Annotated in this window: 22 protein-coding genes; 17 read left to right on the forward strand and 5 right to left on the reverse strand. The window is 55.1% G+C overall.

What is annotated here, in order from left to right; translation table 11 throughout:
* Window positions 1-20: 20 nt before the first annotated feature.
* On the reverse strand, window positions 21-3185 hold the full coding sequence (locus tag D9N13_RS08190; RefSeq protein WP_290588086.1) for a methyl-accepting chemotaxis protein: 3165 nt from the start codon (window positions 3183-3185) through the stop codon (window positions 21-23).
* A 217-nt stretch (window positions 3186-3402) separates the two neighbouring features.
* Here D9N13_RS08190 and D9N13_RS08195 point away from each other — a divergent pair, with 217 nt between their 5' ends.
* Window positions 3403-3798 carry a bacteriohemerythrin gene (locus D9N13_RS08195; protein ID WP_290588087.1) on the forward strand — a complete coding sequence of 132 codons (396 nt, stop codon included), beginning with the start codon at window positions 3403-3405 and terminating at the stop codon, window positions 3796-3798.
* Window positions 3799-3874: 76 nt separating this feature from the next.
* On the opposite strand, the gene D9N13_RS08200 is transcribed toward D9N13_RS08195, so the two are convergent.
* The gene (locus D9N13_RS08200; RefSeq protein ID WP_290588089.1) at window positions 3875-4435 is read right to left on the reverse strand and encodes a hypothetical protein; all 561 of its coding nucleotides are present in this window, start codon (window positions 4433-4435) and stop codon (window positions 3875-3877) included.
* 233 nt (window positions 4436-4668) lie between these two features.
* Here D9N13_RS08200 and D9N13_RS08205 point away from each other — a divergent pair, with 233 nt between their 5' ends.
* The 6 genes from D9N13_RS08205 to polA all read left to right on the forward strand — a co-directional run bounded on the left by D9N13_RS08205 (window position 4669) and on the right by polA (window position 11349).
* Window positions 4669-4971 (forward strand): antibiotic biosynthesis monooxygenase family protein, encoded by a 303-nt coding sequence (locus D9N13_RS08205; RefSeq protein WP_290588091.1) that lies wholly within the window; start codon window positions 4669-4671, stop codon window positions 4969-4971.
* Window positions 4972-5113: 142 nt separating this feature from the next.
* Window positions 5114-5725 carry a guanylate kinase gene (gene gmk / locus D9N13_RS08210; RefSeq protein ID WP_290588093.1) on the forward strand — a complete coding sequence of 204 codons (612 nt, stop codon included), beginning with the start codon at window positions 5114-5116 and terminating at the stop codon, window positions 5723-5725.
* Window positions 5726-5778: 53 nt separating this feature from the next.
* Window positions 5779-6048, forward strand: a complete 270-nt coding sequence (rpoZ, locus tag D9N13_RS08215; RefSeq protein ID WP_290588095.1) for a DNA-directed RNA polymerase subunit omega — start codon at window positions 5779-5781, stop codon at window positions 6046-6048.
* 73 nt (window positions 6049-6121) lie between these two features.
* Window positions 6122-8236: a bifunctional GTP diphosphokinase/guanosine-3',5'-bis pyrophosphate 3'-pyrophosphohydrolase gene (gene spoT / locus D9N13_RS08220; RefSeq protein WP_290588096.1), complete on the forward strand. Its 2115-nt coding sequence runs from the start codon at window positions 6122-6124 to the stop codon at window positions 8234-8236.
* An 18-nt stretch (window positions 8237-8254) separates the two neighbouring features.
* Entirely contained in the window at window positions 8255-8638 is a 384-nt protein-coding gene (locus D9N13_RS08225) for a Rid family detoxifying hydrolase (RefSeq protein ID WP_290588098.1), read from the forward strand.
* Between the two features lie 11 nt (window positions 8639-8649).
* The gene (gene polA, locus D9N13_RS08230; RefSeq protein ID WP_290588100.1) at window positions 8650-11349 is read left to right on the forward strand and encodes a DNA polymerase I; all 2700 of its coding nucleotides are present in this window, start codon (window positions 8650-8652) and stop codon (window positions 11347-11349) included.
* A gap of 275 nt (window positions 11350-11624) precedes the next feature.
* On the opposite strand, the gene yihA is transcribed toward polA, so the two are convergent.
* Complete coding sequence (gene yihA, locus D9N13_RS08235; RefSeq protein ID WP_290588101.1) at window positions 11625-12251, reverse strand: ribosome biogenesis GTP-binding protein YihA/YsxC; 627 nt, start codon at window positions 12249-12251, stop codon at window positions 11625-11627.
* 198 nt (window positions 12252-12449) lie between these two features.
* Here yihA and D9N13_RS08240 point away from each other — a divergent pair, with 198 nt between their 5' ends.
* The 10 genes from D9N13_RS08240 to D9N13_RS08285 all read left to right on the forward strand — a co-directional run bounded on the left by D9N13_RS08240 (window position 12450) and on the right by D9N13_RS08285 (window position 23873).
* A complete protein-coding gene (locus tag D9N13_RS08240) occupies window positions 12450-12746 on the forward strand; it encodes a c-type cytochrome (RefSeq protein WP_290588102.1) in 297 nt (98 codons plus the stop codon).
* A gap of 46 nt (window positions 12747-12792) precedes the next feature.
* On the forward strand, window positions 12793-13431 hold the full coding sequence (locus D9N13_RS08245; RefSeq protein WP_290588103.1) for a c-type cytochrome: 639 nt from the start codon (window positions 12793-12795) through the stop codon (window positions 13429-13431).
* A gap of 227 nt (window positions 13432-13658) precedes the next feature.
* The gene (locus D9N13_RS08250; protein ID WP_290588104.1) at window positions 13659-14333 is read left to right on the forward strand and encodes a thiol:disulfide interchange protein DsbA/DsbL; all 675 of its coding nucleotides are present in this window, start codon (window positions 13659-13661) and stop codon (window positions 14331-14333) included.
* Window positions 14334-14402: 69 nt separating this feature from the next.
* The gene (locus tag D9N13_RS08255) at window positions 14403-15260 is read left to right on the forward strand and encodes an endonuclease/exonuclease/phosphatase family protein (RefSeq protein WP_290588105.1); all 858 of its coding nucleotides are present in this window, start codon (window positions 14403-14405) and stop codon (window positions 15258-15260) included.
* Between the two features lie 93 nt (window positions 15261-15353).
* Entirely contained in the window at window positions 15354-17072 is a 1719-nt protein-coding gene (locus tag D9N13_RS08260; RefSeq protein WP_290588106.1) for a GGDEF domain-containing protein, read from the forward strand.
* A gap of 185 nt (window positions 17073-17257) precedes the next feature.
* Entirely contained in the window at window positions 17258-18592 is a 1335-nt protein-coding gene (locus D9N13_RS08265) for a hypothetical protein (RefSeq protein WP_290588107.1), read from the forward strand.
* 4 nt (window positions 18593-18596) lie between these two features.
* Window positions 18597-20906 (forward strand): efflux RND transporter permease subunit, encoded by a 2310-nt coding sequence (locus D9N13_RS08270; RefSeq protein WP_290588108.1) that lies wholly within the window; start codon window positions 18597-18599, stop codon window positions 20904-20906.
* A 22-nt stretch (window positions 20907-20928) separates the two neighbouring features.
* Window positions 20929-21963 carry a 3-oxoacyl-ACP synthase III family protein gene (locus tag D9N13_RS08275; RefSeq protein WP_290588109.1) on the forward strand — a complete coding sequence of 345 codons (1035 nt, stop codon included), beginning with the start codon at window positions 20929-20931 and terminating at the stop codon, window positions 21961-21963.
* Between the two features lies 1 nt (window position 21964).
* On the forward strand, window positions 21965-22861 hold the full coding sequence (locus D9N13_RS08280; RefSeq protein WP_290588110.1) for a hypothetical protein: 897 nt from the start codon (window positions 21965-21967) through the stop codon (window positions 22859-22861).
* Between the two features lie 19 nt (window positions 22862-22880).
* Entirely contained in the window at window positions 22881-23873 is a 993-nt protein-coding gene (locus tag D9N13_RS08285; RefSeq protein ID WP_290588111.1) for an NAD-dependent epimerase/dehydratase family protein, read from the forward strand.
* A gap of 39 nt (window positions 23874-23912) precedes the next feature.
* Here D9N13_RS08285 and D9N13_RS08290 read toward each other — a convergent pair whose 3' ends face one another.
* Together D9N13_RS08290 and recG are read right to left on the reverse strand one after the other, a co-directional pair.
* Window positions 23913-24278, reverse strand: a complete 366-nt coding sequence (locus D9N13_RS08290; RefSeq protein ID WP_290588113.1) for a response regulator — start codon at window positions 24276-24278, stop codon at window positions 23913-23915.
* A 156-nt stretch (window positions 24279-24434) separates the two neighbouring features.
* On the reverse strand, window positions 24435-26531 hold the full coding sequence (gene recG / locus D9N13_RS08295; RefSeq protein WP_317622484.1) for an ATP-dependent DNA helicase RecG: 2097 nt from the start codon (window positions 26529-26531) through the stop codon (window positions 24435-24437).
* Window positions 26532-26533 lie beyond the last annotated feature (2 nt).

The following is a 26533-nucleotide window of genomic DNA, read 5'->3' on the forward strand; positions in this document are numbered from 1 at the left end:
GGGCTTTTTTGCTTGGTGGCTCAGAACTCTTCCCATTCATCGTCCGAACTTAAGCTGGGGGCGGCAGGAGTTCGTGCCGATGCATTGGCACCTGGCCGCCGCGCGGCTTTGTTGGGGCTACGCCCCGCCGGGGCAACCGGTGCCGAGCGATGGGATGCCCCCACCGCCGCAGCGGCATGATCCAGCTTGAAGAAACCCACCAACTCCATCAATGCACGGGCTTGCTCCGCCATCGCTTCACCGGCGGCACTGGCTTGTTCCACCAGCGCTGCGTTTTGTTGGGTCATCTCGTCCATTTCACCGATAGCCTGGTTGATCTGAACAATGCTGGAGCTTTGTTCGCTGGCCGCTGCATTAATGTCACCAATCATATTGGTCACTTCTCTCACTGCGCCCACAATTTCCGCCAGGGTGGTACCGGATTGATTGACCAGTTCAGTACCCGCCTCCACTTTGGTAACAGAATCACGGATTAGTTCTTTTATTTCCTTGGCGGCACCGGCGGAACGTTGTGCCAGATTACGCACCTCACCCGCCACCACAGCAAACCCTCGCCCTTGCTCACCGGCACGGGCCGCTTCCACCGCGGCATTCAGGGCCAACAGATTAGTCTGGAACGCGATTTCATCTATGACACCGATAATATCGGAAATACGCTTACTTGAACTGTTGATCTCACCCATGGCCACCACGGCATTTTTCACCACGTCACCGCCGGCCTCGGCTTTGCTGACAGCATTTTGAGATAATTGGTTGGCATGCTGAGCGTTGTCGCTGGTTTGCTGCACAGCGCCGGTCATTTCTTCCATGCTGGAGGCGGTCTCTTCCAGTGACGAGGCCTGCTCTTCGGTACGCTGGCTGAGATCGGCATTACCCTGCGCAATCTCGTTGGCACCGGTGGTGACCGAAGAAGACGACTCAATGATATTGGCGATGACCTCTTCCAGTTTATCCACCGTGGCGTTCGCATCGTCTTTCAGTCGCTTGAACAAACCCTGGTAGTCACCGGTTATTTTCTGCGTCAGATCCCCCGCTGCCAGGGCCGATAACACCCGGGCCACATCATGCATACCGTCGTCGGTGACTTTCATCAACTGGTTCAGTCCACCGGCCAGGTTGGCAAAGAAGCCCTGCTTGCCTTCCATGGGCAGGCTGCGGCTGAAATCACCCTGCGCAGCGGCTTTGACGATTTCATTCACTTCATTTTCCACGATCACTTCCTGGGTACGATCCAACCACTCCACCACCGTGCCCAGGCGCTCGCCATCATCATCCAGCACCGGATTGGCAACCAGCCGGAACGTGCGCCCTCCCACCTTGATCTGGGCTTCGTAGGTGTCTTTCAAATCACGGATGAGCCGTTGCTGGTGGGCCGGGTTTTTATGGAACACGTCCATATTCGCGCCCATCAGCTTGTTGGCCTGAAAGCCCGGCAGATCCTTGCGCAAATCACTTTCTGCGTTCGACATCATGTCGGTCAATGCTTCATTCATGTACACGATATTGTTATCCGGATCGGCGATCATGGTATTGGTGGAACCATTATCCAGCGCAATTCGAACCCGCTTGTTCTCGCCTGCGGCTTTTCTTTCCTCGCGCTCTTTGGCCAGGCGGTCTGTAATATCTTCCCATTCGACAATGGTGCCGGTACGTTCACCTTCGTCATTAAATAAAGGGGTAGCTATCAGAACGAAGGTAAGATCCGCCACCTTGATTCTGGTGCGGTAGACTTCTTTCAGCTTACTGACCATGCCGCGCTGATGGGAAGGGTCTTTATGGAAGATATCCATATTGGCGCCCATCAACTGACTGAGCTTAAAGTTGGGTACATGCTTGGACAGGGTGTCTTGTCTTTTTTCCAGCATTTTTTTCACCGCGCTGTTCATAAACACGATGTTATAGTCCGCATCCGCCACCATGACGGAGGTATCGCAGACCGTCAGCGCATCAGCCAGCCGTTTGCTTTCAACGGCCTTGCGCCGCGACTCTTCTGCGAATCTGTCCAACTCGGCCGCGGCCGCTGCTTCGCGCTCCCGGGTGTCTTTCAACGCCGACTGTAAAGAGCTGACTCCTTGCATCAAGGTGGCAATTTCATCACTGCCTTTCACGTCGATCCGTTCATCCAGGTTGCCCCTTTGTATTTCCGCCAGAGCCCGATTGGCAGCGGACATTCCGGCCAACAAATTACGCACGGTTATAAAGGTGATCAACAACGCCAGGGCAGCGGCCAACACCATCATGATGGCGCTTGAGCGCTGTTCTGCCTTCATGGCATTCAATCTGGATTGCAGAATACGCTGCAGATGGGGCACGGTGTTTTCCTGCAGCGCGTAGCCGGCATTCACCAACTCGGTACCCTTGGCGAACATGGCCCGGCTGTCCAGAGCGGCACGTCCACTGTTAATGATGCCCACTACCAACCTGGAAAATTCAGCATTGGCATTGCGCATGGCACGGATGTCCGCATTGAGTGCACCATCGATGCTGGCACTGGCCTTGTCGGCAGAACGCAGGGCATCCTCCACTTTAGCCACCGCGATGGGGTGCAAGCCGATCAGCGATTCAATAGCGCCTTGAGAAACCGGATCACTGGCAACAGCACCGGCTGTGGCACCGCGCAGGCGGGCAGAATACTCTATGGCGCGCGGCAAAGTGAACGACATAGATTGCATCAGGTAGAAACTGTCCAACTGCGGATCCAAGGTTAAATTGGACTGATCCGAATAGAGCTCTATATAAGTCAGGATACTTTCAATCAAGGCCGAGTGAGCGTCAAATCCTGCCCTTGGCTCCATGCTGGTGTGCGCCTGCTTTAGCGTGTCCCAGGATCGGTTGATGTCGTCGAGCCGGTTACCCAATGCCAGCTCCGCTGCATACTGTTGTTGTAACTGCATCAACCGCTGCATGGCTTGTTCGAACTTCACTGCAGCCGCATCCATGGGGGCTCGGGCCGCTTCAACACCCTGCGCCACCTGAAACGCATTACCCCGGTGCAACTGCGCTGCCTTGATCAAATCAAAGGAGGGTTTATAAAATTCCGTGCCGTAGAGTTCCTTTTGGGAGAAGCGCTCTTGTTTGCCCCATTCCGTAAACACGATGTTGGCGAAGATTGCTACCACCACCGCAAACAGGGCGATCACCAGCCCCATCTTCGCCTTCACACTCAGATACGTCATCCAATTCATATCAGCTTTACTCCCTGCTCCTTTGCTAGCGCGTGTTCGGGTTTGCAAAAATACTCGATAACCTTTTAGTTATAGCATTGGATCTCAGCTTCGCTATTAGCGTCTTCTGTTTGTCCGGCACCATCCATCAGACCGCGCCATGGCACGGCCACTGCAAGGGTGAGCCCAGGATCACCTGCAGCCAACCGAACACTGATACCACGGAGCAATCAACACCATGCCTGGCAGCGCTGAAAAAAAGCCTTTGTTGTTATTGGGTTACGATCCCATCGATGAGGATCACCGGGATTTCATGGCCATTATTGAAGATATTATGGGTGTGGATAATGTAGGGTTTGCCACAATGTTTGAGGCACTGCTGAGCCATACCGAGGCCCATTTCGAGCGTGAAAATAAATTAATGGAAGCCAGTGACTACCCTGCTATGGGCGAACACCGGGGTGAACACGCCCGGGTCATGGGAGAATTTAGGCAATTTCACCAACGGGTAAAGCGGGGCTTGATCCCCTTTGGCCGGGCCTTTGTTGCAGAGCGGCTCCTGCCCTGGTTTGAGTTGCACATCACCACCATGGATGCGGCGCTGGCAGCCCACTTGCGGGCCAGCCATCACTGACGCCCGCACGGAAGCCGTTATCCGGCTCCGCAGCGGGCACTGGGCTACTTCACGACCGGCAGCAAACCGCTAGAAATCAAACCGCGCCCCACACTTCACGCTTGGCCGTGGTGGTGGAGGCCAACGCCTCATCCAGGGTGGCATCGGGGCAGCGCTTGGGCTGGTAAGAGGCCAGCTCAGCGGCCAGGGTGGCGACTTTATCCGCCGGTGATTGCCCTTTGAAGTCGCCTTTCTCCAGGGCCAGCTCTTCCATGGCTTCGTTCCAGGGAACGCCCTGCACCAATGGGATCAACACCAGACTGGCCCCATTCGATTCCACCTTCATCGTGTCCTTCAGATTCACAATAAACAGCATGGCTTTCATACCGGGTGCGAAATCGGCGCCGTACTTCTCCAACAACACCGGTATATCCGCCACATCATCCAGGCCGCCCACCAGCATCCTGAGCTTGTCATCCGCCAACAGCACCGCCCCACGCATGATCAACTCCGGAGGCATGGCGTGCCCCTTGTCATCGTCCGGCCCAGCCACCAGCACCAGGTCACCGCGGTAGCCCCAGGTTCCCGCGCTGCTGGTTTCCTCCAGAAAATTCACCGAGATGAACAACCCATTCTCTTTGTACTGCTGCAATAACATGATCGACTCCTGGCCATTTGTGATAATAGCCACAGGGCAATTCCCGTGCCTTGGGCAGCGGCAGGCAAATCGTCGTAAAAACAACATGTTAACCTGGCGATAAGTTGGCGCATTTACCCCACTTGTCGCGTTCACGACAAACCGCTTGCGCCATTGACCCGCTGCTCCTGATGCCTGTATGTTGCTGTAGCCTTTCCTACCAAAACCCATAACCAGCATCAGGGAGACAACCCATGTATATCGCCATGAACCGGTTTCGCATCGCGCCCGGCCGGGAACAAGACTTCATCAACATCTGGAAGAACCGCGACACCCACCTGGATGAGGTGCCCGGCTTCAGGCAGTTCAACCTGCTGCAGGGCGCCACGGATGAACAATGCACGCTGTTCACCTCGCACTCGGTGTGGGATTCAGAAGAAGCATTCGTCAACTGGACCAAGTCGGAGGCGTTCCGCAAGGCCCACGCCCAGGCCGGGGACAGCAAGGGCATTTACCTGGGCCCACCCCAGTTCGAAGGATTCAAGGCGGTGCTTTAAGCGCCGCCCCACCCTGCCGCCCTGCGCCTAAACCGGTTATAATTCCGCACCAGCACCACCTGGTGGCCCACATCGAAAATTTCGCCACTTGCCACTAAACTGATTATTTAGAATTCACCTGCTCAGATAATAAAGGTACCCCATGCAAGGCACCCTGTTTGTTGTATCGGCTCCGTCCGGTGCCGGTAAAACCAGTCTGGTTCACGCTCTGGTGGAATCCACACCGAATCTGCACGTATCCGTGTCCCACACCACCCGCCCCCAGCGCCCGGGTGAAGAAAACGGGGTGAATTATCATTTTGTGGACAAGGCCAGATTCAGCGCCATGCTCAACGACAATGCCTTTCTGGAGCACGCCGAGGTGTTCGGCAATCTGTACGGCACCAGCATGCAATCCGTCACCGACCAGCTCAATGCCGGCCATGACGTGATTCTGGAAATCGACTGGCAAGGTGCCGAACAAATCCGCCGCCAGGCACCCCAGGCCGTCAGCATCTTCATTCTGCCGCCCTCCCGGGAGGTCCTGCGTGAACGGCTGGTGGGGCGGGGCCAGGATTCCGAGGCGGTGATCCAGGGCCGCATGGCCCAGGCCACCGAGCAGATTTCCCACCATGTGGAGTTCGATTACCTGATCATCAACGATGTGTTCGAGGTGGCGCTTGCCGAACTGCGCTCCGTCATCACCAGCCAGCGCCTGCGCCACGACAAACAGGCAGAAAGGCACCTGGATTTGATCAGCAGTCTCTTGTCTTGATCCCACAAACTTGTACAATGGCCGGCTAGGCCGAAAAAACACTGAGGTAAAACATGGCACGCGTCACCGTTGAAGACTGTCTGACTCGAGTAGACAACCGATTCTCACTGGTACTGGTTGCGAGCAAGCGCGCTCGACAGATTGCCACGGGCGGAAAAGACCCCTACGTTGAGTGGGAAAACGACAAGCCCACCGTGGTTGCCCTGCGGGAAATCGCCGAAGGTTACGTGGATCAATCGATTCTGGCCCGCAAACCGGAGCCGAAACAGTTCCGCGAAGCCTCTTTCCACAGTGCCTTCAACAATCCCGGCATGGAAGAATAAGTCACTTTCATTCTGCTGTTCTCATTACCGCTCAATCCCATTACACTAAATCCTCTGAGGAGGGATTGAGCAGTTGCAAACCGTTGAAACACTTATAGAAAAACTTGACTACCTGCCTCCCGAGCAGCGGGAGGATATTCGGCGCGCTTATTATTTCGCCGAACAGGCCCACGAGGGCCAATACCGGCGCAGCGGCGATCCCTACATCGTTCACCCCCTGGCGGTGGGCAAAATCCTGGCGGACATGCACATGGACGCCCAGAGCGTGGAAGCAGCCCTGCTCCACGACGTCATTGAAGACACCCACGTATCCAAAGACGACGTTACCGGAGCGTTCGGCGCCATCGTGGCGGACCTGGTGGACGGTGTGTCCAAGATCGGGGCCATCAAGTTTGAATCCAAAGCCGAGGCCCAGGCGGAAAACTTCCGCAAAATGGTCCTGGCCATGACCAAGGATATCCGGGTCATCCTGGTAAAACTGGCGGATCGCCTGCATAACATGCGCACACTGGGGGTGCTGCACCCCACCAAACGCCGCCGCATTGCCCTGGAAACCCTGGAAATCTACGCCCCCATCGCCAACCGGTTGGGTATGAACAATATTCGGGTGGAACTGGAAGACCTGTCCTTTACCCACATGTACCCCATGCGGGCCGCCCGCATCAAAAAGGCCACTAAAACCTCCCGTGGCCACCGCAAGGACATGATCTCCCGCATTCAGGAATCCATCGACAACCGACTGGAACGGGATGGCCTGGAAGGCCGGGTCATCGGGCGTGAGAAGCACCTGTACAGCATCTACAGCAAGATGAAGACCCAGCGCAAACCTTTCAACGAGATCATGGACGTATACGGTTTCCGCATTATCGTGGGTTCCGTCGACATGTGTTACCGGGTACTGGGTGCCATCCACAACCTCTACAAACCCATTCCCGGACGCTTCAAAGATTACATCGCCATCCCCAAGGCCAACGGTTACCAATCCCTGCACACCACCCTCATCGGCATGAACGGCGTGCCCATTGAAATCCAGATCCGCACCGAAGAAATGGACGCCATGGCCAACAACGGCATCGCCGCCCACTGGCTCTATAAATCCGACCCGGATCCCGCCGGCGGGGCCCAGAACCGGGCCAAGGAGTGGTTGAAAGGTCTATTGGAAATGCAGCAACGTGCCGGTAACTCCCAGGATTTCCTGGAAACGGTGAAAATTGACCTGTTCCCCGATGAAGTCTACGTGTTCACCCCCAAAGGCGACATTCTGGAGCTGCCCACCGGCGCCACCCCTGTTGATTTCGCCTATGCGGTGCACACCGATGTGGGCAACAGCTGCGTGGCCGCGCGCCTGGATCACCGGCTGGTACCGTTATCCACCCCCATCCAGAGCGGGCAAACCATCAAGATCATCACCGCTCCGGGGGCCTGCCCCAATCCGGCCTGGCTCAGTTTTGTCACCACCGCTAAAGCGCGCGCCAATATTCGGCATTTCCTCAAGAACCAGCGGCGCTCGGAATCCGTGTCACTGGGCCACCGCCTGCTGGACAAGGCCCTGTCCGGGTTCGACCTGGCGCTGGATACCATTCCCCAGGAGCGCATTACCACCGCCCTCACAGAAGCCGGCTTCCGCACATTGGATGATCTGCTGGAAGACATCGGCCTGGGTAACCAAATGGCGCAGATAGCCGCCCGCCGCATGTTGCCCCACGATGAGGAAAACACCGATCCGGACAGCAAAAAACCCAAGCCGCTGGTGATTCGGGGCACCGAGGGCATGGTGATTGCCCTGGCCAAATGCTGCCGCCCGATCCCCGGGGATTCGGTGATGGGCCACTTAAGCTCCGGCCGCGGTATGGTGATCCACCGGGACAATTGCAAAAACATTGTGACCGAGCTGAAAGAAAATCCGGAAAAATGCCTGTCGGTGGAATGGGCCAAGGATTTTGTCGGCGAGTACAACGTGGATCTGCGGGTGCAGATGGAAAACGAACGGGGAGCCCTGGCCAGCCTGGCATCCCTGATTTCCCAGGCCGATGCCAACATTGAAACCATCAACATAAAAGAAAAGGATGCTCACTTGTCTGTGGTCAGTCTGCGCATCTCCATCCGCGACCGGAAACATCTGGCAAAAACCATCCGCCGCATGCGAACTCTGAAAGCGGTACATCGCATTGTTCGTGTGCGCAATTAAAAACACTGGAGACCTCACATGAGCAAACGGAAAATCATTTCCACCGATCAAGCGCCCCAGGCCATCGGCACCTATTCGCAGGCGGTTAAGTGCGGCAGCACCGTCTACCTGTCCGGGCAGATTCCACTGGACCCGGCCACCATGGAGCTGGTTGACGGCGATATGGAAGCCAGTATTGTGCGGGTCTTTGAGAACCTGAAAGCGGTGTGCCAAGCCGCCGGCGGCTCCATGCAGGATATCGCCAAGCTGAACATTTTCCTGATCGACCTGAGCCACTTTGCATTGGTGAACGAGGTAATGGCGCGCTATTTCCAGCAGCCTTATCCGGCCCGGGCCGCAGTGGCGGTAGCCGCGTTGCCGAAAGGGGCGCAGGTTGAAATGGATGGGGTGATGGAGCTGTAACAGTGAACACCATGTCTTCCAAAAAACCCCTGGTGCTTGTTGACGGATCGTCCTATCTCTATCGCGCCTTTCACGCCCTGCCTCCTCTGATCACCTCCAAGGGCCAGCCCACCGGCGCAATCAAGGGTGTGCTCAACATGCTGATCCGGCTGCGCAAGGATTACAATCCGGATTACATGGCGGTTATTTTCGATGCCAAGGGTAAAACCTTTCGTGATGACATGTATCCGGAATACAAAGCCAATCGCCCCCCCATGCCGGATGACCTGCGTTGCCAGATTGAGCCATTGCACAGTGCCATTCGCTTAATGGGATTGCCATTGCTGATTGTGGACGGCGTAGAGGCAGACGATGTGATCGGCACGCTGTGTCACATTGCCAGCCACCAGGGCATCGATACCATCGTGTCCACCGGCGACAAGGACATGGCACAACTGGTAACCGATCACGTCACCCTGATCAACACCATGACCGATTCGAAAATGGATCGTGAGGGGGTTATTGAAAAGTTTGGCATTCCGCCGGAACGCATCATCGATTATCTAACCCTGGTGGGCGACAGCGTGGACAACATTCCCGGTGTACCCAAGTGCGGGCCGAAAACAGCGGTGAAGTGGTTAACCGAATACGGGTCGCTGGATGAATTGATGAACAACGCCGATAAGGTGAAGGGAAAAATCGGCGAAAACCTGCGAGCCAGCCTGGAACAGATTCCACTGTCGAAAGACCTGGCCACCATCAAACTGGACGTCGAACTGGAACAACAGCCCACCGACCTGAAAATTCAGGAACCCGATAACGCCAGCCTGCTGGAGCTGTACAAGGATCTGGAATTCAAGGCCTGGATTGCAGAACTGGCGGATGATGTTGACCCCGGGCAAAGCAATAACGCAGAGATCACCGAGACCCACTACGATTGCATCACGAGCGAAGACGCATTCAACACCTGGCTGCAGCGACTGCAACACTGTGACGCTTTCGCCTTCGACACCGAGACCACCAGCCTGAACTACATGCAGGCGGAACTGGTGGGTGTATCCTTCAGCATCGAGCCCGGTAAAGCCGCTTATGTGCCGGTGGCGCACGATTATCCCGGCGCACCGGATCAACTGAGCAGGGATTGGGTGCTGCAACAACTAAAACCATTACTGGAAGCGGACACGCCGAAAAAGATCGGCCAGAACCTGAAATACGATAAAAGTGTGCTGGCCCGCTACGACATCGAACTGCAAGGTATCGGCTTTGATACCATGCTGGAATCCTATGTTCTGAATTCCACCGCATCACGCCACGACATGGACAGCCTGGCATTGAAATATCTGGGCCATAAAAACATTGCCTTTGAAGACATCGCCGGCAAAGGCAGCAAGCAACTGACGTTTAATCAAATCGATCTGCAACAGGCCAGCGATTATGCCGCCGAAGACGCTGATATAACCCTGCGCCTGCACCATGCACTGTGGCCGCAACTGGAACCGGAAACCGAATTGTGCCGAGTTTTTCACGACATCGAAATGCCGTTGCTTCCGGTGCTGTCCAAAATCGAACGCACCGGAGCACTGGTGGACGCCGATATGCTGCGCCTGCACAGCCAGCAATTGGCCAAACGCATGGTGGAACTGGAAAAGGAAGCCCACGACATTGCCGGTGAACCTTTTAACCTGGGCTCTCCCAAACAGCTGGGCGAGATTCTGTTTGAAAAGCTGGGCCTGCCGGTGATCCAGAAAACACCGAAAGGGGCCCCTTCCACCGCAGAGCCGGTGTTGCAGGAACTGGCACTGGATTACCCACTGCCCAAAGTGCTGATGGAATACCGGGGTTTGAGTAAACTGAAGTCCACGTACACGGATAAACTGCCGGAGCTGATCGATTCCAATAGCGGGCGTATTCATACCTCCTACCATCAGGCGGTGGCGGCCACCGGACGCCTGTCTTCGTCCGATCCCAACCTGCAGAACATTCCCATCCGCAACCAGGAAGGCCGCAAAATCCGCCAGGCATTCATCGCCGCAAAAGGCTGCAAACTGCTGGCGGCGGATTATTCGCAGATTGAGTTGCGCATCATGGCCCACTTGTCCGGTGACGAAAACCTGCTGCAGGCGTTCAACCAGGGGCTGGACATTCACAAAGCCACGGCGGCGGAAGTCATGGGTGTCGCCATCGATGAGGTCACCGGCGACATGCGGCGTAAAGCCAAGGCGGTGAATTTCGGGCTGATTTACGGCATGTCAGCATTCGGTTTGGCAAAACAACTGGGCATCGGCCGTAAGGAAGCCCAGGAATACATCGACACGTATTTCCAACGCTATCCCGGTGTTCACAACTACATGGAAAACATTCGAGAACAGGCCGCAAGCCAGGGCTATGTGGAAACCTTGTTCGGCCGTCGCCTGTACTTGCCGGAAATCAATTCCCGTAATGTTCCACGTCGCCAGGCGGCCGAGCGCACGGCCATTAATGCGCCCATGCAAGGCACCGCCGCCGATATCATTAAACGCGCCATGATCGCAGTAGACGGGTGGTTGGTTAAAAAACAACTGGAATCAAAGATCATCATGCAGGTGCATGATGAATTAGTGTTCGAAGTTCCGGAACAAGAGTTGGACTGCATCACAAAAGAAGTAACGTCCTTGATGGAGGGCGCTGCTGATTTGAAAGTTCCCTTGCTAGTAGAGGCCGGGGTGGGCGATAATTGGGATCAAGCTCATTAGCTTAGGTGGGTTCCCCCAATGCCCGCTTGAAATTCACTAATGAGCCCAAATAATAACCATAACAGCGTGGATAAACGCCTTAGTCCTGTCGGACACTGAAAAAAAGAAATTTTTTTTCGATTTCAGTGAACTTATTCCGACCTTCATCGTCTCAATACATGAAGCTAAGGCAGCAATCCCCAGCCGAGTAAAATCGGCTACAGCAAACCGGCTTTCCCCCAAGAGCCGGACCCTAGGCCGGTAGCTTGCCCCAAGGCTACCGGCTCTTTTTTTTCTTAATCCTGCTGAAATCCAAACCAGGCCGACAACACGGCTCTTGCCTGTTCCACACCGCTTTTATTTAACGATGAAAATAACTGTACGCTGATTTTGTCACCGTATTCCTTAACGGCTTTTTTCACGGCAAACAACGCGTTATTGGCGGGCCCACGTTTCAGCTTGTCGCTTTTGCTGAGCAGAATATGCACCGGCATGTCATAGTGCCGCGCCCAATCCAGCATCATCACATCGAACTCCTTCAGGGGATGGCGCACGTCCATCACCAGAATCAATCCTGCCAGGCATTCGCGCTTTTCCAGGTACTCCCCCATATTGGCCTGCCATTCTTTCTTCAGGCGCTCGGGCACTTTGGCGTAACCGTAACCGGGCAGGTCCACCAGCTTCCATTGCTCATTCATACTGAAAAAATTGATCAACTGAGTCCGTCCCGGTGTCTTACTGGTACGAGCCAGGCCGGAATGATCCACCAGGGTATTCAGTGCACTGGACTTTCCGGAGTTGGAACGGCCGGCAAACGCCACCTCGATTCCGGCCTCCGGCGGACATTGCGCCAGGGTGGCGGCACTGGTCTCAAACTGGGTCTGGCGGAGCAGAGTGGTGAACGGATCCTGTGCTTGGCTCATGGAGAAATACCGGGCTGAATTGAATGATGAATATAGGTGGCGGCATTCTCTCCAATATTCCCCAGTGCTGTAAAGGACATTACCCCTTCGCCACAGTTTGTTATATAATCCACCGGATTTTTTGCATATGTAACACGAGAGAGGGGTTCCGTCGCGGCGGAAACCGAGCCAAATCAAGGGTATATAAGGGGTTCGTCCATGAAAAAACTGATGCTTGCTTCTGCGATGATCGCGTTAGGCCTGTCTGTGAATGTTCAGGCGGAAGCGCCAGCCAAATACAATATGTACTGCATGGCCTGCCATGGCACCGGTGCTGCGGGCGCCCCCAAAGTTGGTGACACTGCAGCCTGGGAAGCTCGAATTGAAGCCGCCGGTGGTATTGATGGCCTGGTGGAAAGCTCCAAAAAAGGCAAAAACGCCATGCCCCCAATGGGCCTGTGCAGCGATTGCAGTGATGCAGAGCTGAAAGAAATCATCGAATACATGTCGAAGTAAGATCGGCGCAACACACTGATTTTCAAGCATTAATTAGGGTTAGACTATGAAATTGGTAGCAAACGTGCTGTTCGCAGCAGCGTTGGTTGCGGGGACAGCTAACGTGGCACAGGCTGCGGGCGACGCCGAAGCCGGCAAAAACAAATCCGCAGTCTGCGGCGCCTGCCATGGTGCCGACGGCAACAGTGCCATCCCCAACTTCCCCAAATTGGCGGGCCAGGTTGAGTCCTACACCATCAAGCAGTTGAAAGACATGAAGAGTGGCGACCGCCAGGTACCTGAGATGGCAGGCATTGTCCCCGGGTTGTCCGAGCAGGACATGGCCGATCTGGCTGCATATTACGCCACACAAGTCTCTACCAAGGGTGCTGCCGATCCCAAGCTGGTCGAACGTGGTCAACACCTGTTCCGCGCGGGCGATGCTGATAAAGGCGTGACCGCCTGCGCCGGCTGTCATGGCGCCAGTGGCAAAGGCATGGCGGAAGCGGGCTTCCCTGCTCTCGCAGGGCAGCATGGGGCCTATCTTGAAGCCCAACTGAAAGCGTTCCGCGCCGCGGGCCGGGAAGATCACGAGGGCAAACGCCGCACCAATGATGGCGAAGGCAAAATGATGCGCGCGACCGCTGCCCGCCTCAGCGATGACGACATCCAGGCACTGGCCAGCTACATCAACGGCATGTACTGAGCGCCTGTACCGAATAAAAAACCCCGGCTAGCCGGGGTTTTTTATTGCACCCTGTGAAGGACTTAACGCTATGATTGGGTTCAGTTTCCATTCAGGTGGAACCCGCTAGCCTATCCATAGTCAGACTATCCATACCATAGTCAGATTATCCACAGACTGACTATCCAGACTCAGTCCGATTCAGGTATAGCCGGCAACCTTAGCCAACAATCCAGGATATCAGCAAGATGAAAAACGATACCAACAACCCCATCAAATCAACCCTTGTTGCCCTCATCGCACTGTGTGCGGCCCTCTGCAGTACCCTGCTGCAGGCGGAGACCTTCCGCGAAGGGGTGGATTATGAGCTGTTGCAGCAGCCCGGTAAGGTCGAGGTACCCGGCAAAATCGAGGTACGGGAATTTTTCTCCTTCAGCTGTCCCCACTGCTTTCGACTGGAAAGCTTCACCACGGAGTGGAAAGCCAAACAGGCCGACGACGTCAATTTTATTATGACCCCGGCCGCCATGCGCAAAGACTGGGAGCCCCTGGCCCATGCCTATTTTGTCGCCGATGCCCTGGGCAAACTGGAGACAATCAAACCTGATTTGTTCGAGGCAATCCACGTCAAGAATAAGAACCTGTACACCCAGGCGGATCTGGCGGGCTTTTTCAAGGGCTATGGTGTCAGCGAAGACGACTTCAACAAGCTGTATAACTCCTTCAGCGTGCGGGTCAAGGTACGCCAGGCCACCGCGCTGGCGAAAACCTATCGGCTGCGGGGGGTACCGGCAATCGTCGTGAACGCCAAGTATCTGGTTAAAACCCAGTCCGGCAAAACCTTCGCCGACCTGCTGGATGTGGTCGACTTTCTGGTGGATAAAGAACGTGCCGCCTCCAAAGTGGCATTGTCGGAACAATAACGCGGCGTTTGTGAAATCCATTCATAGAACAGCCATCATTTAGCGCCTACAATAAAAAGTCCAGGCACGTTGAGTGAGACCCCGTTGAGTTTCGACATCAATACCCACGACCAGTCCAGCTTCTATTCAGCAGACCAGCCCAGTGTGCTGCGTCTGCTGAGTTACAACATCCAGGCCGCCATCGGGACCAGTGCCCCCCATCATTACCTGACCCGCAGCTGGCGTCACGTGCTGCCCGACTGGCGGGGCCTGCAGCGCCTGGACCGTATCGGCCATGTGCTTACTCATTATGACCTGGTGTGTCTGCAAGAGGTGGATGGTGGCAGTTTGCGCAGCGGGTTCGTGAATCAGGTGGCCTATCTGGCGGATCTGGGGCGCTTCGATTACTGGTATCAACAATTGAACCGCAATTTCGGCCGCCTGGGCCAGTTCAGTAACGGCGTGCTGTCCCGCTTCGTGCCCTATGAAATCGAGGACCACAAGCTGCCCGGCCTGAAAGGGCGCGGCGCCATCGTTGCCAAGTACGGCAACGAGAAGGACACCCTGGTACTGGTGGGATTGCATCTTGCCCTCAGTGAACGGGCCCGTTTCCGTCAGTTGGATTACGTGCGGGATTTGATCCAGCACTATGAGCATGTGGTGGTCATGGGGGACATGAACTGCCGCAGCGACCAGATCATCGACACTCCATTACGGGACACCCATCTCAAGCAGGTAAGCGGGGATCACCATACCTATCCGAGCTGGAACCCCACCCGCAACATCGATCACATCCTGGTCTCCCCCAGCCTCAAGATCAATCATGTGAAAGTATTGGATTACGACTACTCTGATCACCGCCCCATCGCCATGGAAGTGTCCCTGCCCGAGCCCCTGGCCGAGGCCCTGGCGCAACAATCCATCCTGCGAGCCACATCTCGCCACTGACGGAACCCGGCCTAAATTTTCTAATTTCTTTACTGGGCTATTCCCACAACTTTCCTATACTTTTAGGGAATTCAAGGAACAGTCTCCCCCCCGATGTCAGACAGCAATACCCTGAACTGGAAAGACAAGTACCTGACTGCACTCGAAGAATTCGAGAATAGCCAGAAAAAAGACCAGCAACGGCTGGACCTGTTGCGCCGTGGCCTGGTGCGCGTCAGTTTAGCCGCCGACGGCCTGGACCCCTCCCTGGACGAACAGCTGGACGAGATCCGCACGGCTCTGCGTGGTGGCCGGGACATCCAGACTCTGGAGCCCGTCATTGCCCGGCTGGAACGCACCATCATGGCACTGGACGACCGCCGTAAAGAGGAGCAACACCAACTACAGGAGATGATCGACGTCCAGTTGGAGCAGTACCTGGAAATGAGTCTGCCCCGTGCAGACAAGTCCACCATCAAGAAATTACGCAAATCCCTGCCCCAACTGCTCTCCGGCAACGGCAAACAGTCCGACATCATCAAAGGCTTGAATCAGACCCACGGCCAGGTCACCCGCCACCTGCTGGAGCGCATTGAAGAACTGGGCCAGAACAACAAGAGCGGTTTGTTGTCGCGCTTATTCGGCACCGTCCCGGAACCGAGCGACATAAAAACCGAGCCCCAGGACAACCTGCCGGTAGAAGAGTATGGCATTGAACTGACTGACCCGGAGCTGGTGGTTGAGCATACAGCCGGCAGGATGGGCTTTGCTCAGGTGGAATCCCATACCGATCCCCAGTTACCCGACCGTTTAAGCCGCATTCTGTGTAATCTGCTGGAACAGCTGGAAGTACCGGCGGACTATACCACCCGCAAAGAACAATTGGTGGATCGCATCAAATCCCAGTTCAAACTGGATTCCCTGCCTGAGTTTCTGGATGAGACCACCCAACTGGTGGCCTCCACCCGGATGGTGGCCCAGAAGGAGTTCGAGGGCTTCCTGGTGGCGCTGCACCAACGCCTGAACGACATCCAGGATTTTCTGGTTACAGCACGCCAGGGCGAAGAACGCTCGCTGCAGAATCAGGAGAAGCTCGATCAGGATGTACGCAGGGAATTGGCGGATATACGTGAGAATGTGGAACGCAGTCAAGATATCAGCAAACTGAAACTGGGAATCGAGAGCATCGTTAACCGGATCGTCGCCGCAGTGGACATGTTCAAAACCGAAGAGTCCAAGCGCCGCGAAGAAGTCTATCAGCACATCGAAACCCTGGGCCAGCGTATGGCCTCCATGGAAGATGAAGCCCTGGAGCTGAAGAGCAGCCTGGAGGCGCAACGCATGGAAGCACTCCGGGACGCACTGACCGAACTGCCCAATCGCGCCGCCTACGACGATTGCATCGAAGCCGAATTCTCCCGCTGGCGCCGTCATGGACATCCACTCTCTATTGCCATTATCGATATTGACCACTTCAAGGCGGTAAACGACAATTTAGGCCACCTGCGGGGGGATAAAGTACTGAAACTGGTTGCCCGGGAAATATCCCGCCGCGTGCGCAACGAGGACTTTGTTTCCCGTTACGGCGGTGAGGAGTTTGTGGTGATCATGCCTGAAACGGATGCGCAATCTGCCTACGCCGCCATGGAGAAAGTACGCGCCGCTATCGAAAACTGTCCTTTCAACTTCAACCAAAAACGCATCCCCATCACCGCCTCCATCGGCATAGCCACCTTTGTGGAGGGGGACGAAATCGAAACCTGCTTCGAACGGGCCGATAAAGCGCTCTATAAAGCCAAGGGTGAGGGCCGTAACCAGGTGGCAAGAGGCTAATCAGGCCAGGGCTTACAAAAGCGATACAGACCAACATCCCATTTGGCCACTACCCCCATCCATTTGGCCAACAATGCCTAGTTCGACCGTTTTCTACATGATCTAATTTTTCTTATTCGGCCACCTCTGGTTACTGAGCCGCTCTGTTCACGAATCAAAAAAACAATAACAGGATTCACCGTGTCATGATGCGTCAACGTCATACAGCTTCCCTCACTCTGCTCGACAAGGTCAACGTCTGCCTACAGGCTTTCGGCGACCATGTTATGCACCTGGTATTTGATGTTCAGGGCCAGATCAACCTGGAGCGGCTGCAACGGGCGGCACGCCTGAGTCTGGTGCAACACCCCATCATGGCCATGCAATTGCAGGAAAGCGGGCTCCAACCCCGTTGGCAGGCGCACCCCGAGCACGTTCTGGACGCCTTCCGTTACTGTGACCTGATTGAAGAATCCGAATGCCAACCGGCGCTGGACCGTTTTCTGGTGCAAGAGCGGGATTACCGGATCGAACCCATGCTGAAAATCCGCGTGATCCGTCACACGGTGGACACGGTTTGCATCAAAGTCAGCTGCGTGCCCATTGATGGCCGGGGCTTTCTGATCTTTGTTGAGGATCTGTTGGCCATATATGAGCATTTGCAACTGAATCCCAACTACCAACCACCGGCCGGCAACCTGGATCTGCGCAGCACTAAAGCACTGCTGCCCTATTTCAAGGTAATCGATGTGTTTCGCCTGCTGATCAGTGGCTTGCGCAACCAGATCACCGACAGCCGTACCGCCAACAACTGGCAATTTCCCAGCCAGCCAGGCCAGCACATTGAAAAACGCTATTACTGTCATCAATGCCGCCCCAGCACCCTGCAGGCCCTGAACCGCTACCGAAAATTACACGACCTGAGTTTTAATGATGTATTGCTCGGCGCGTACTACAAGGCTCTGTATGAGATCATTCAACCTTCAGGCAAAGGGCCTTACTGTGTGCTCAACACCTATGATCTGCGGCGCTATGAACAAGCCGGTGCCCCCAATCGGGTGGCGAACTATTCCAGCTTCATCAACACCAACGTGCGCCTGCAAGCGGACACCAGTCTGGCAGCAGCAGCCCGTGCTGTTAGCCATGCCATTAACACTCGAAAAGCACGCTATCCAGGCATCACTGAAGGGCCGTTCATTTGGCCCCTGTTGACCTTCCTGCCCTTTCCAATCGGCAGTTTCATCGTCAAAGGCTTGCTCAAACACCGGGGCGAAAAAATCCCGGTATTCACCAATGTCGGGGTGATTCATACCGACAAAATGAGAATCAACGGGCAGCCTATTTCCAATGTACAGCCCTTTGCCCCACTGGAGCACCCACCCAAGCTCACCGTGACCCTGGCCACCTCAGGCGAGGTCATCAGCCTGAGCGTGGGCTACAGTGAAAACCATTTTCCCACCACCTTGATTCAGCACCTGTTCCAACGCATGGAGCAACTCATCAGGGAAACCTGTATTCAACCCAATACTGTGGCTGCCTGAAATCATGCTGAATCATCTTGTGGAGAAACGCTGGTATTATTTTACCGCGACTTTGCTACTGCTGCTGGCACTCTCCAGCCAGTTGTTGCACATGGTGTTCAACGGCAACGTCAACGTTATGTTTGACGAAGACGATCCACACTTTCAGCGTCTGCAACAGTTGGACCGGCAGTACGCGGAATCCAACTACCTGATTGTACTGTTCCAACCGCCCCAGCACAGTGTCTACAACAATCAGGCTTTGCAGATCACCCGCGAGCTGACGGATGCCCTGTGGCAACTGCCGCACACGATCCGGGTTGACTCCCTCACCAATCATCCCAGGCTGAATGTCGGCGGCGATACTCTCACTGTGGACAACCTGGTGAGCGAGGCTGCCACTTTAACGCCGCAACAGTTAGACGCCATAAGACAGTATGCCCGCGATGATCAGCAGATCCAGGGGCGACTGGTCTCCCCCCAGGAGAATGCAACGGCGCTGTTCGCCAGTATTGCCCTGCCCCAGGATCATCTTGCAGCGGTGCTGGATCTCAGCCGCCAGGCACTGTTGCTGAAACAGGATTTTGAGGCACGTTACCCCGGCAGTGAATTGCATTTGAATGGTGACATCGCAATTGAGAACGCCATGCTGCAGGTAACCATGGACGACATCCTACGGGTCAATCCCATGGTATTCGGGACTATTTTCGTGCTGCTGGGCATCTTTCTGCGATCCGTCATGGCCATTGCCGCGGCCGGAGCCGTGGTGATCGCCTCCACGGGAATATCCGCCGGCATTCACGTCCTGTTAGGCTTCGAAATGAATCCAATCACCATGATGGCACCGGCCATCATCATGGTGTTGGCGGTGGCGGACAGCATTCATGTGCTCACCGTGTACCGGATTTTGTGCAGCGAAGGCCAGGCCCCGATACAGGCCATGCAGGCAAGCCTGCGTAAAAACCTGAGCCCCGTATTCTGGACCAGCGTCACCACCGCGGTGGGCTTCATGGGAATGAACTTTGGTGATTCGCCTCCATTTCGAACCATGGGTAATATGGCTGCCATCGGCGTGTTGTTCGCATTCCTGGCCACGTTTACGGTGTTGCCGACGGTGGCCCTGTTGTTTCCCACCCGCTTTCGCAACACCTCCTTTACCATGGCCCGCTTTATGCGCCGCATGTCACAGTGGGTCATCGGCACCAGCCGTTCCCTTCTGGTGATCGCATTCGCTGTGACAGTGCTGTTGCTGATGAGCATTCCAAACCTGAAACTCAATGATGATATTTCAGAATACTTCGATCCATCATTGCCGATCTACGATTCCATTCAGTTTGCCCGGCACAACACCAACGGGGTGCAGTACATCCTCTACTCCATGGACAGCGGGGAACAGGACGGCGTCTATCAACCACAGTTCCTGCAAAAAGTGGATCATTTTGCTGAATGGTTACGCCACCAGCCTGACGTCACCGGTGTCTCCAGCTATGTGGACATTGTGAAAAAAATAAACCGGGCCATGAACGAAAATGATCCGGCCTATTTCTCGCTGCCCGACAGTGCCAGTCTGATTGCTCAGTACCACTTGCTGTATGAAATGTCCCTGCCCCAAGGCATGGATCTGACCCGGGATTTATCGCAAGACCATTCCGCGCTCAAACTGACGGTCAATGTGCGCGACAGCGACAACCAAACATTGATTGACCTGGAACAGCGCATCGATCAATGGCTCAACGAAAACTATCCGGAACTCGCCAACCAGGGTTCCAGTCAGCTTCTGATGTTTGCCCATATGGGCACGAACATTATACGCAGCATGGTGGATGGCTCCCTGTTCACCTTGATATTCGTTTCCCTGTTCATGATTATGGGGTTGCGCTCAATCAAATTCGGTCTGCTCAGCATCATCCCCAACCTGTTTCCTCCCATTGTCATTTACGGCATCTGGGCCATCACCGTGGGCCATGTCAATCATGCGGCCGCTATGACTTTCAGTATTTGTCTGGGTTTAGTGGTGGATGACACCATCCATTTTATCAGTAAGTATCTTCATGCCCGACGCACTGGCCTGTCGCCTGCCGAATCTGTGGAATCCAGCTTTATACACTCCGGCACCGCCATCGTTATTACCTCGATCACCCTGACCTGTGGCGTGTTATTGCTGTCCTTATCCAATTTTACGGTCAACGACACCATGAGCGTGATGTTGGCCGGCATTATTATGACCGCGCTGTTGTTTGACCTTATTTTTCTCCCCAGCCTGCTGCTATGGGCAGATCGCTTTGATCTTTCACCCTCGCCATCCGCAGTGCCGGATTCTTCCACCAATACTTGATCGTGATTTGGAGCAACCTGCCATGACTATGACACGTTTCGAAAGTTTGGGGGTGTACCTTCCTGAACGGGAGGTCACTACCCGCGAGCTGCTCGAGAAAATGGACACCGAGCCCATGTTTGACCTGGAAAAACTCACCGGAGTCAAAAATCGACGTTGGCGTGATGACAGCGAAGACTGTCATAGTCTGGCACTGAATGCCATCGAGCGTTGCCTGCAACACTCCAGCTACAGTGCTGAAGACATTGACGTCATCATCTGCACCTCCATTACCCGCTTCAGGGATGGATTGAATTTTGTGCTGGAACCTTGCCTCAGCAGCTACCTGAAGAAGCGGATTGGTATGCGCGCGGATGCGCTGAATTTTGATATCACCAACGCCTGCGCCGGCATGTTCAGCGGCGTCCATATTCTTGATCAGCTGATCAAGAGTGGTGCTGTCAAAAATGGCCTGATAGTCAGCGGCGAATGCATCACCCCCATCAGTGAGACCGCACTGAAAGAAATCAGTAACCCGGTAGATGAACAGTTCGCCTCTCTGACCGTGGGGGATTCCGGCGCCGCTGTTATCATGGATCAGTCAACCAGTGAGGATGAAGGCATCGAATTATTGGAACTGCAGACCATGGCGCAATTCTCAGACTTCTGCTTTGGTATGCCCAGCGATAAAAACGCCGGGGTTGCCATGTACACCAAAGCCATGGAAATTCACGCCACGGTAATTCAGCGTCTGCCAGCGACGCTGGGCCATTTTGCTGACAAGCATCAAATCGGCGGCAGTGACTTCGATCATGTGATACCGCATCAAACATCTGAACGTGCAATCCGGTCTGCCCTTGCTCTATGCGGCGAAACCTTTGGCGATATACCAAACACCTGTGTTGCATTGGATCGGTTTGGCAACACGTCATCCACTTCGCACTTTGTGGTACTCAATGACTTTATGGAGCGGGGTGAAATCAAACCGGGGCAAAAAGTGTTGATGTTGGTAATGGCCTCCGGCATTGTGCTGGGCGTGGCGGCGGTAAAAGTAGGCAATCTGGGAGGAGTAAACTGAAATGGGCACAATTATAAAAAACACAGCAATCATTACCGACAACGGTTATAGCGCCATTGCCAACGCCACGCGGGCAGGAATTGAATGCCTGGAAGGCGCCGGGGTCGACCCCGGTAAAGTTGGGCTGCTGATCAATGCCGGTATCTTCCGCGACGACAATATTATGGAACCCAGTATTGCCAGCCTGATTCAGAAGGAATTGAAGATGGGGCTGGATTTTGACCCTGAGCAACCCAACCAGTCCACCTTTTCATTTGACGTAGTTAACGGCGCCTGCGGTTTTCTCAATGCGGTGAATGTGGCCGACTCGTTTCTCAAAAACGGCAACGTTCAGTATGCACTGATACTGTGTGGTGATGCCCACCCATCCAAAACCAATCATCCGGAGTTTCCTTACAAAGCTGTCGGGGCGGCTGCTTTATTGAAATTCTCTGCCGATGCAAACAAAGGCTTTCAGCGATTTTCTTATCGCAGTAACGGGCACGATCAGGTTTCCAGCATCAGCGCCTACGGCGATATGGTCGCCTTTGGCGACCAAGGTCGAAAACGAGCGACGTTAGTTTTTCAAAACCAGTATCTGAACCAGTTTCGCCAACTGAATATTGAATTGATCAACACATTTTTGGCTGAACACAACCATCCCAATATCGATTTTCTGGTGGGCAGCGATCCGGAGCCCGGTTTCTGCACCTCGGTGTGCCAGGAAAGCAGCCTGAGCAATCAAACCACCCGTGCACTTGAACTGTTCAACCAATTTGACGGCGATGTTCACACAGCGGCGCCCATTGCCGGTTTCCACCATTTGCGTAAGGAAATCGACAGCGGGACACCACAGTCCTTACTGTTCAGCTCAGTGGGCTCCGGCGATGCCAGTGCCTGTGCACTTTACTACACCTAACATGCCACTGGAGTGAATCATGAAAGCACTGGTGACCGGTGGCGGCGGATTTCTGGGGCGCTACATCGCAGAGCAGTTATTACAGCGGGGCTATGAAGTAACGGTGCTGGCGCGGGGACAATACCCCGGGCTGCAGGGGCTGGGAATGACGCTGTTGCGTGGCGACGTGACCTGCGCCGATGATGTGGATACAGCGGTGCAAGGGAAAGACGTGGTATTTCATGTGGCGGCCATGGTGGGTTACTGGGGACGCTACCAGGATTTTTTCAACACCAATGTTAATGGTACCCGCAACATCATTCGCAGTTGTCAGCGGCACGGGGTAAAGAAGCTGGTGTACACCAGTTCCCCCAGCGTCACCATGAATAATATCGACATCCACAACGGCAACGAAGACCTGACCTACCCGGAGCACTATCATTCACATTACTCCGCCACCAAGGCCATCGCCGAACAGGCGGTATTGGCAGCACATGATCCCGAGGGCCTGCACACCACAGCCATTCGCCCCCATCTGGTGGTTGGGCCAAGGGACAACCATTTGCTGCCCCGCTTGCTGGAAAAAGCCAACAGCGGAAAACTGAAGCAGATTGGCCCCGGGCGCAACAAAGTCAGCGTCACCTATGTAGAGAACGCTGCCCACGCGCATATTCTGGCAGCGGAATCAGCCAACACCGGCGGCAAAGCGTATTTCATCAATGAACCGGAGCCGGTCGTGCTCTGGCCCTGGTTAAGGCAAATACTCAGTCGGTTGGATGCCAAACCACCGAGGATGAAAGTCCCCTTTGGTGTGGCGTTCATGGCCGGGTGGGTGTTGGAAAAGCTTTACTCTTGGTGCAATATCAAGCAGGAGCCTCTGGTGACCCGGTTTATTGCGTCAGAACTGTATCGCAATCATTATTTTTCCATCGCCCGGGCACAGCAGGATTTCGATTATCAGCCTCTGTTCAGCTTTGAGCAGGCGGAAGAAAAAACCCTGGCATACATCAAGTCAACACAGTCACCGGCCTGAAGCAGGTGTCCACTCAAACCGGTGGAATGGGGAAGCCGATCAGTTCAGGAGTTTTCGCAAACGCTCCAGCAGCACTTCCTCGTCCAGCGGTTTGGTAATCAAGTCGGTGACCCCGGAAGCCAAAATCTCTTCGTCCTCCCCTTTGATGGCGTGGGCAGTCAGGGCGATGATCGGCAGGCTCTGAAAGCGTTCCTGGGCACGCAGGCGGCGGGTAGCCTCTTTCCCATCAATCCCCGGTAACGATATGTCCATCAGAATAACATCGAACTCTTCGTTTTCTACCCGGGCCAAACACTCTTCAGCGCAGTTAACCCCCGTTACTGAATATTCTTCGTCTTCCAGTATCCAGGTCACCAGCTTCATGTTGTCGGGGTTGTCTTCCACCACCAGAATCTTGTTGCCCATAGCACTGCCTTCATCACCACTTGCATTCTTACAGTGTAGTCGTTTTTGGGCTGGGCATAAAAGAAACAAACCCAGCGCTATCTTATTGATATTTATAAAAACAGACTAGAAAAGACGGGAAACTACAGCCGTCGGCACCCGCAGTGCATCGGGCACTTAGACTTCGCCATACTGGGCGGCATTGCCCAGCCAGCGATGGATGAGCCGCTCTCCCCGCTGCGGATCCTTCTCCAGCAACACGTGCGCCAGCTGTTTACTGTCCTCCAGCAGCCCTTCATCCCTGAGCAAATCGGCAATACGAAAACTCATTTCACCGGTTTGCCGCGTGCCCAGCACTTCACCGGGCCCGCGCAGATGCAGATCCTTTTCCGCAATCACAAAGCCATCATTGGTTTGACGCATGATGTCCAGACGTTCACGGCCCAGCTTTGACAGCGGCTTTTGGTACATCAACAGGCAGAAACTTTCCGTGCACCCCCGCCCCACCCGGCCCCGCAGCTGATGCAGTTGGGCCAGCCCCAGCCGTTCCGGATTCTCGATGATCATGACGCTGGCATTGGGTACGTTAACCCCCACTTCAATAACGGTGGTGGCCACCAGAACCTGCAACTGACCCTGCTTGAACCGATCCATGATGTCGGCCTTTTCGGCGGGCTTGAGCCGGCCATGCACCAGCCCGATGGCCACATCCGGCAGGAACAACTTGAGCTGCTCTGCGGTTTCTTCTGCTGCCTGGCACTGTAACACTTCCGATTCTTCAATCAGGGTACAGACCCAGTAGACCTGTCGCCCCTCACGACAGGCATGGCGCACCCGATCCACCACCTCCGGCCGACGGCTGCTTTCCACCACCACCGTTTTTACCGGCGTGCGCCCCGGTGGCAGCTCGTCAATAATGGAGGTATCCAGATCGGCGTAGGCACTCATGGCCAGTGTGCGGGGAATGGGTGTGGCGGTCATGATGAGCTGATGGGGTACCACACCGCTGCTGAGTCCTTTCTGCTTCAGCGCCAGCCGTTGATGCACACCGAAACGATGTTGTTCATCAATAATGACCAGGGCAAGATTGCGGTACCGGACCTCTTCCTGGAACAAGGCGTGGGTACCCACTACCATGTGGGCGGTGCCGCTTTCTATCAGCGCCAACTGCTCGTTACGCTTCCGGCCTTTCAACTTGCCCGATAACCAGGCGACACGTAACCCCAACGGCTCGAACCACTCAATAAAGGCATGAAAGTGCTGCTCTGCCAGAATTTCCGTGGGCGCCATCATGGCCACCTGATAACCTGCATCTATGGCCAGCAACGCCGCGCGCGCCGCCACCAGCGTTTTACCGGCCCCCACATCACCCTGCACCAGACGCAACATGGGATGGCCTTGCTGCAGATCCTCACAGATCTCCTGATGCACCCGCTGCTGTGCCCCGGTGGGTTCGAACGGCAAGCCCTGCAGCATGCGCTGCTCAAGATCAGACGCCGTCGCCAGTGCCACCGCGGTCTGGGCTTTTACCCGCTGCCGCAACTTGAGCAGGCTCAGATGATGGGCGGTCAGTTCCTCCAGCGATAAACGCTGCTGCGCGCGGTGGGAACCATCCAACAACGCCTGCACCGGTGCATCCGCCGGGGGCCGGTGCACGTAAGCCAACGCCTCGGTCAGTGAAGGCCACCGGGAAGCATGCATGACCTCCGCCGGCAACAGCTCCGCCACTTTTTGCGACTTGCCCAACAGCTTCAACACCTGATCACTGAGCTTGCGCAACGTAGGTTGCTGAATGCCTTCGGTGGCCGGATACACCGCCGTCAGTGCAGCCTCCACCGGCGCCTCGGCAGACTCCATAATGCGATACTCCGGGTGGGCCATTTCCTTGCCCAACCCGGTCAGACGCACTTCACCATAACAACGCACAATGGCACCGGGCTGAAAATGGTTTTTCTGACTGGTGGAAAAATGGAAGAAACGCAGATGGATCTGGCCGGTGCCGTCTTCAATTCGGCAAATCAGGCTGCGGCGTTTGCGAATCACCACATCCGCCATCAACACACGCCCCTGAATCAGCACCTCACTGCCATCACGGGTGGCACCAATGGGCACCAGGCGCGTGCGATCCTGATACCGAAACGGTAAATGGAACAGTACGTCCTGCAGGGTAACAATGCCCAGGCGCGCCAACTTTTCAGCCTGTGCCGCGCCCACGCCTTTGAGCTGAGTCACTGGCGTGTTGGCAAAGAAATCGGGTGTGCCGGCACTTGGCATCA

This window comes from Ketobacter sp. GenoA1 (genome assembly GCF_003671475.1).
GTDB lineage: Bacteria > Pseudomonadota > Gammaproteobacteria > Pseudomonadales > Ketobacteraceae > Ketobacter.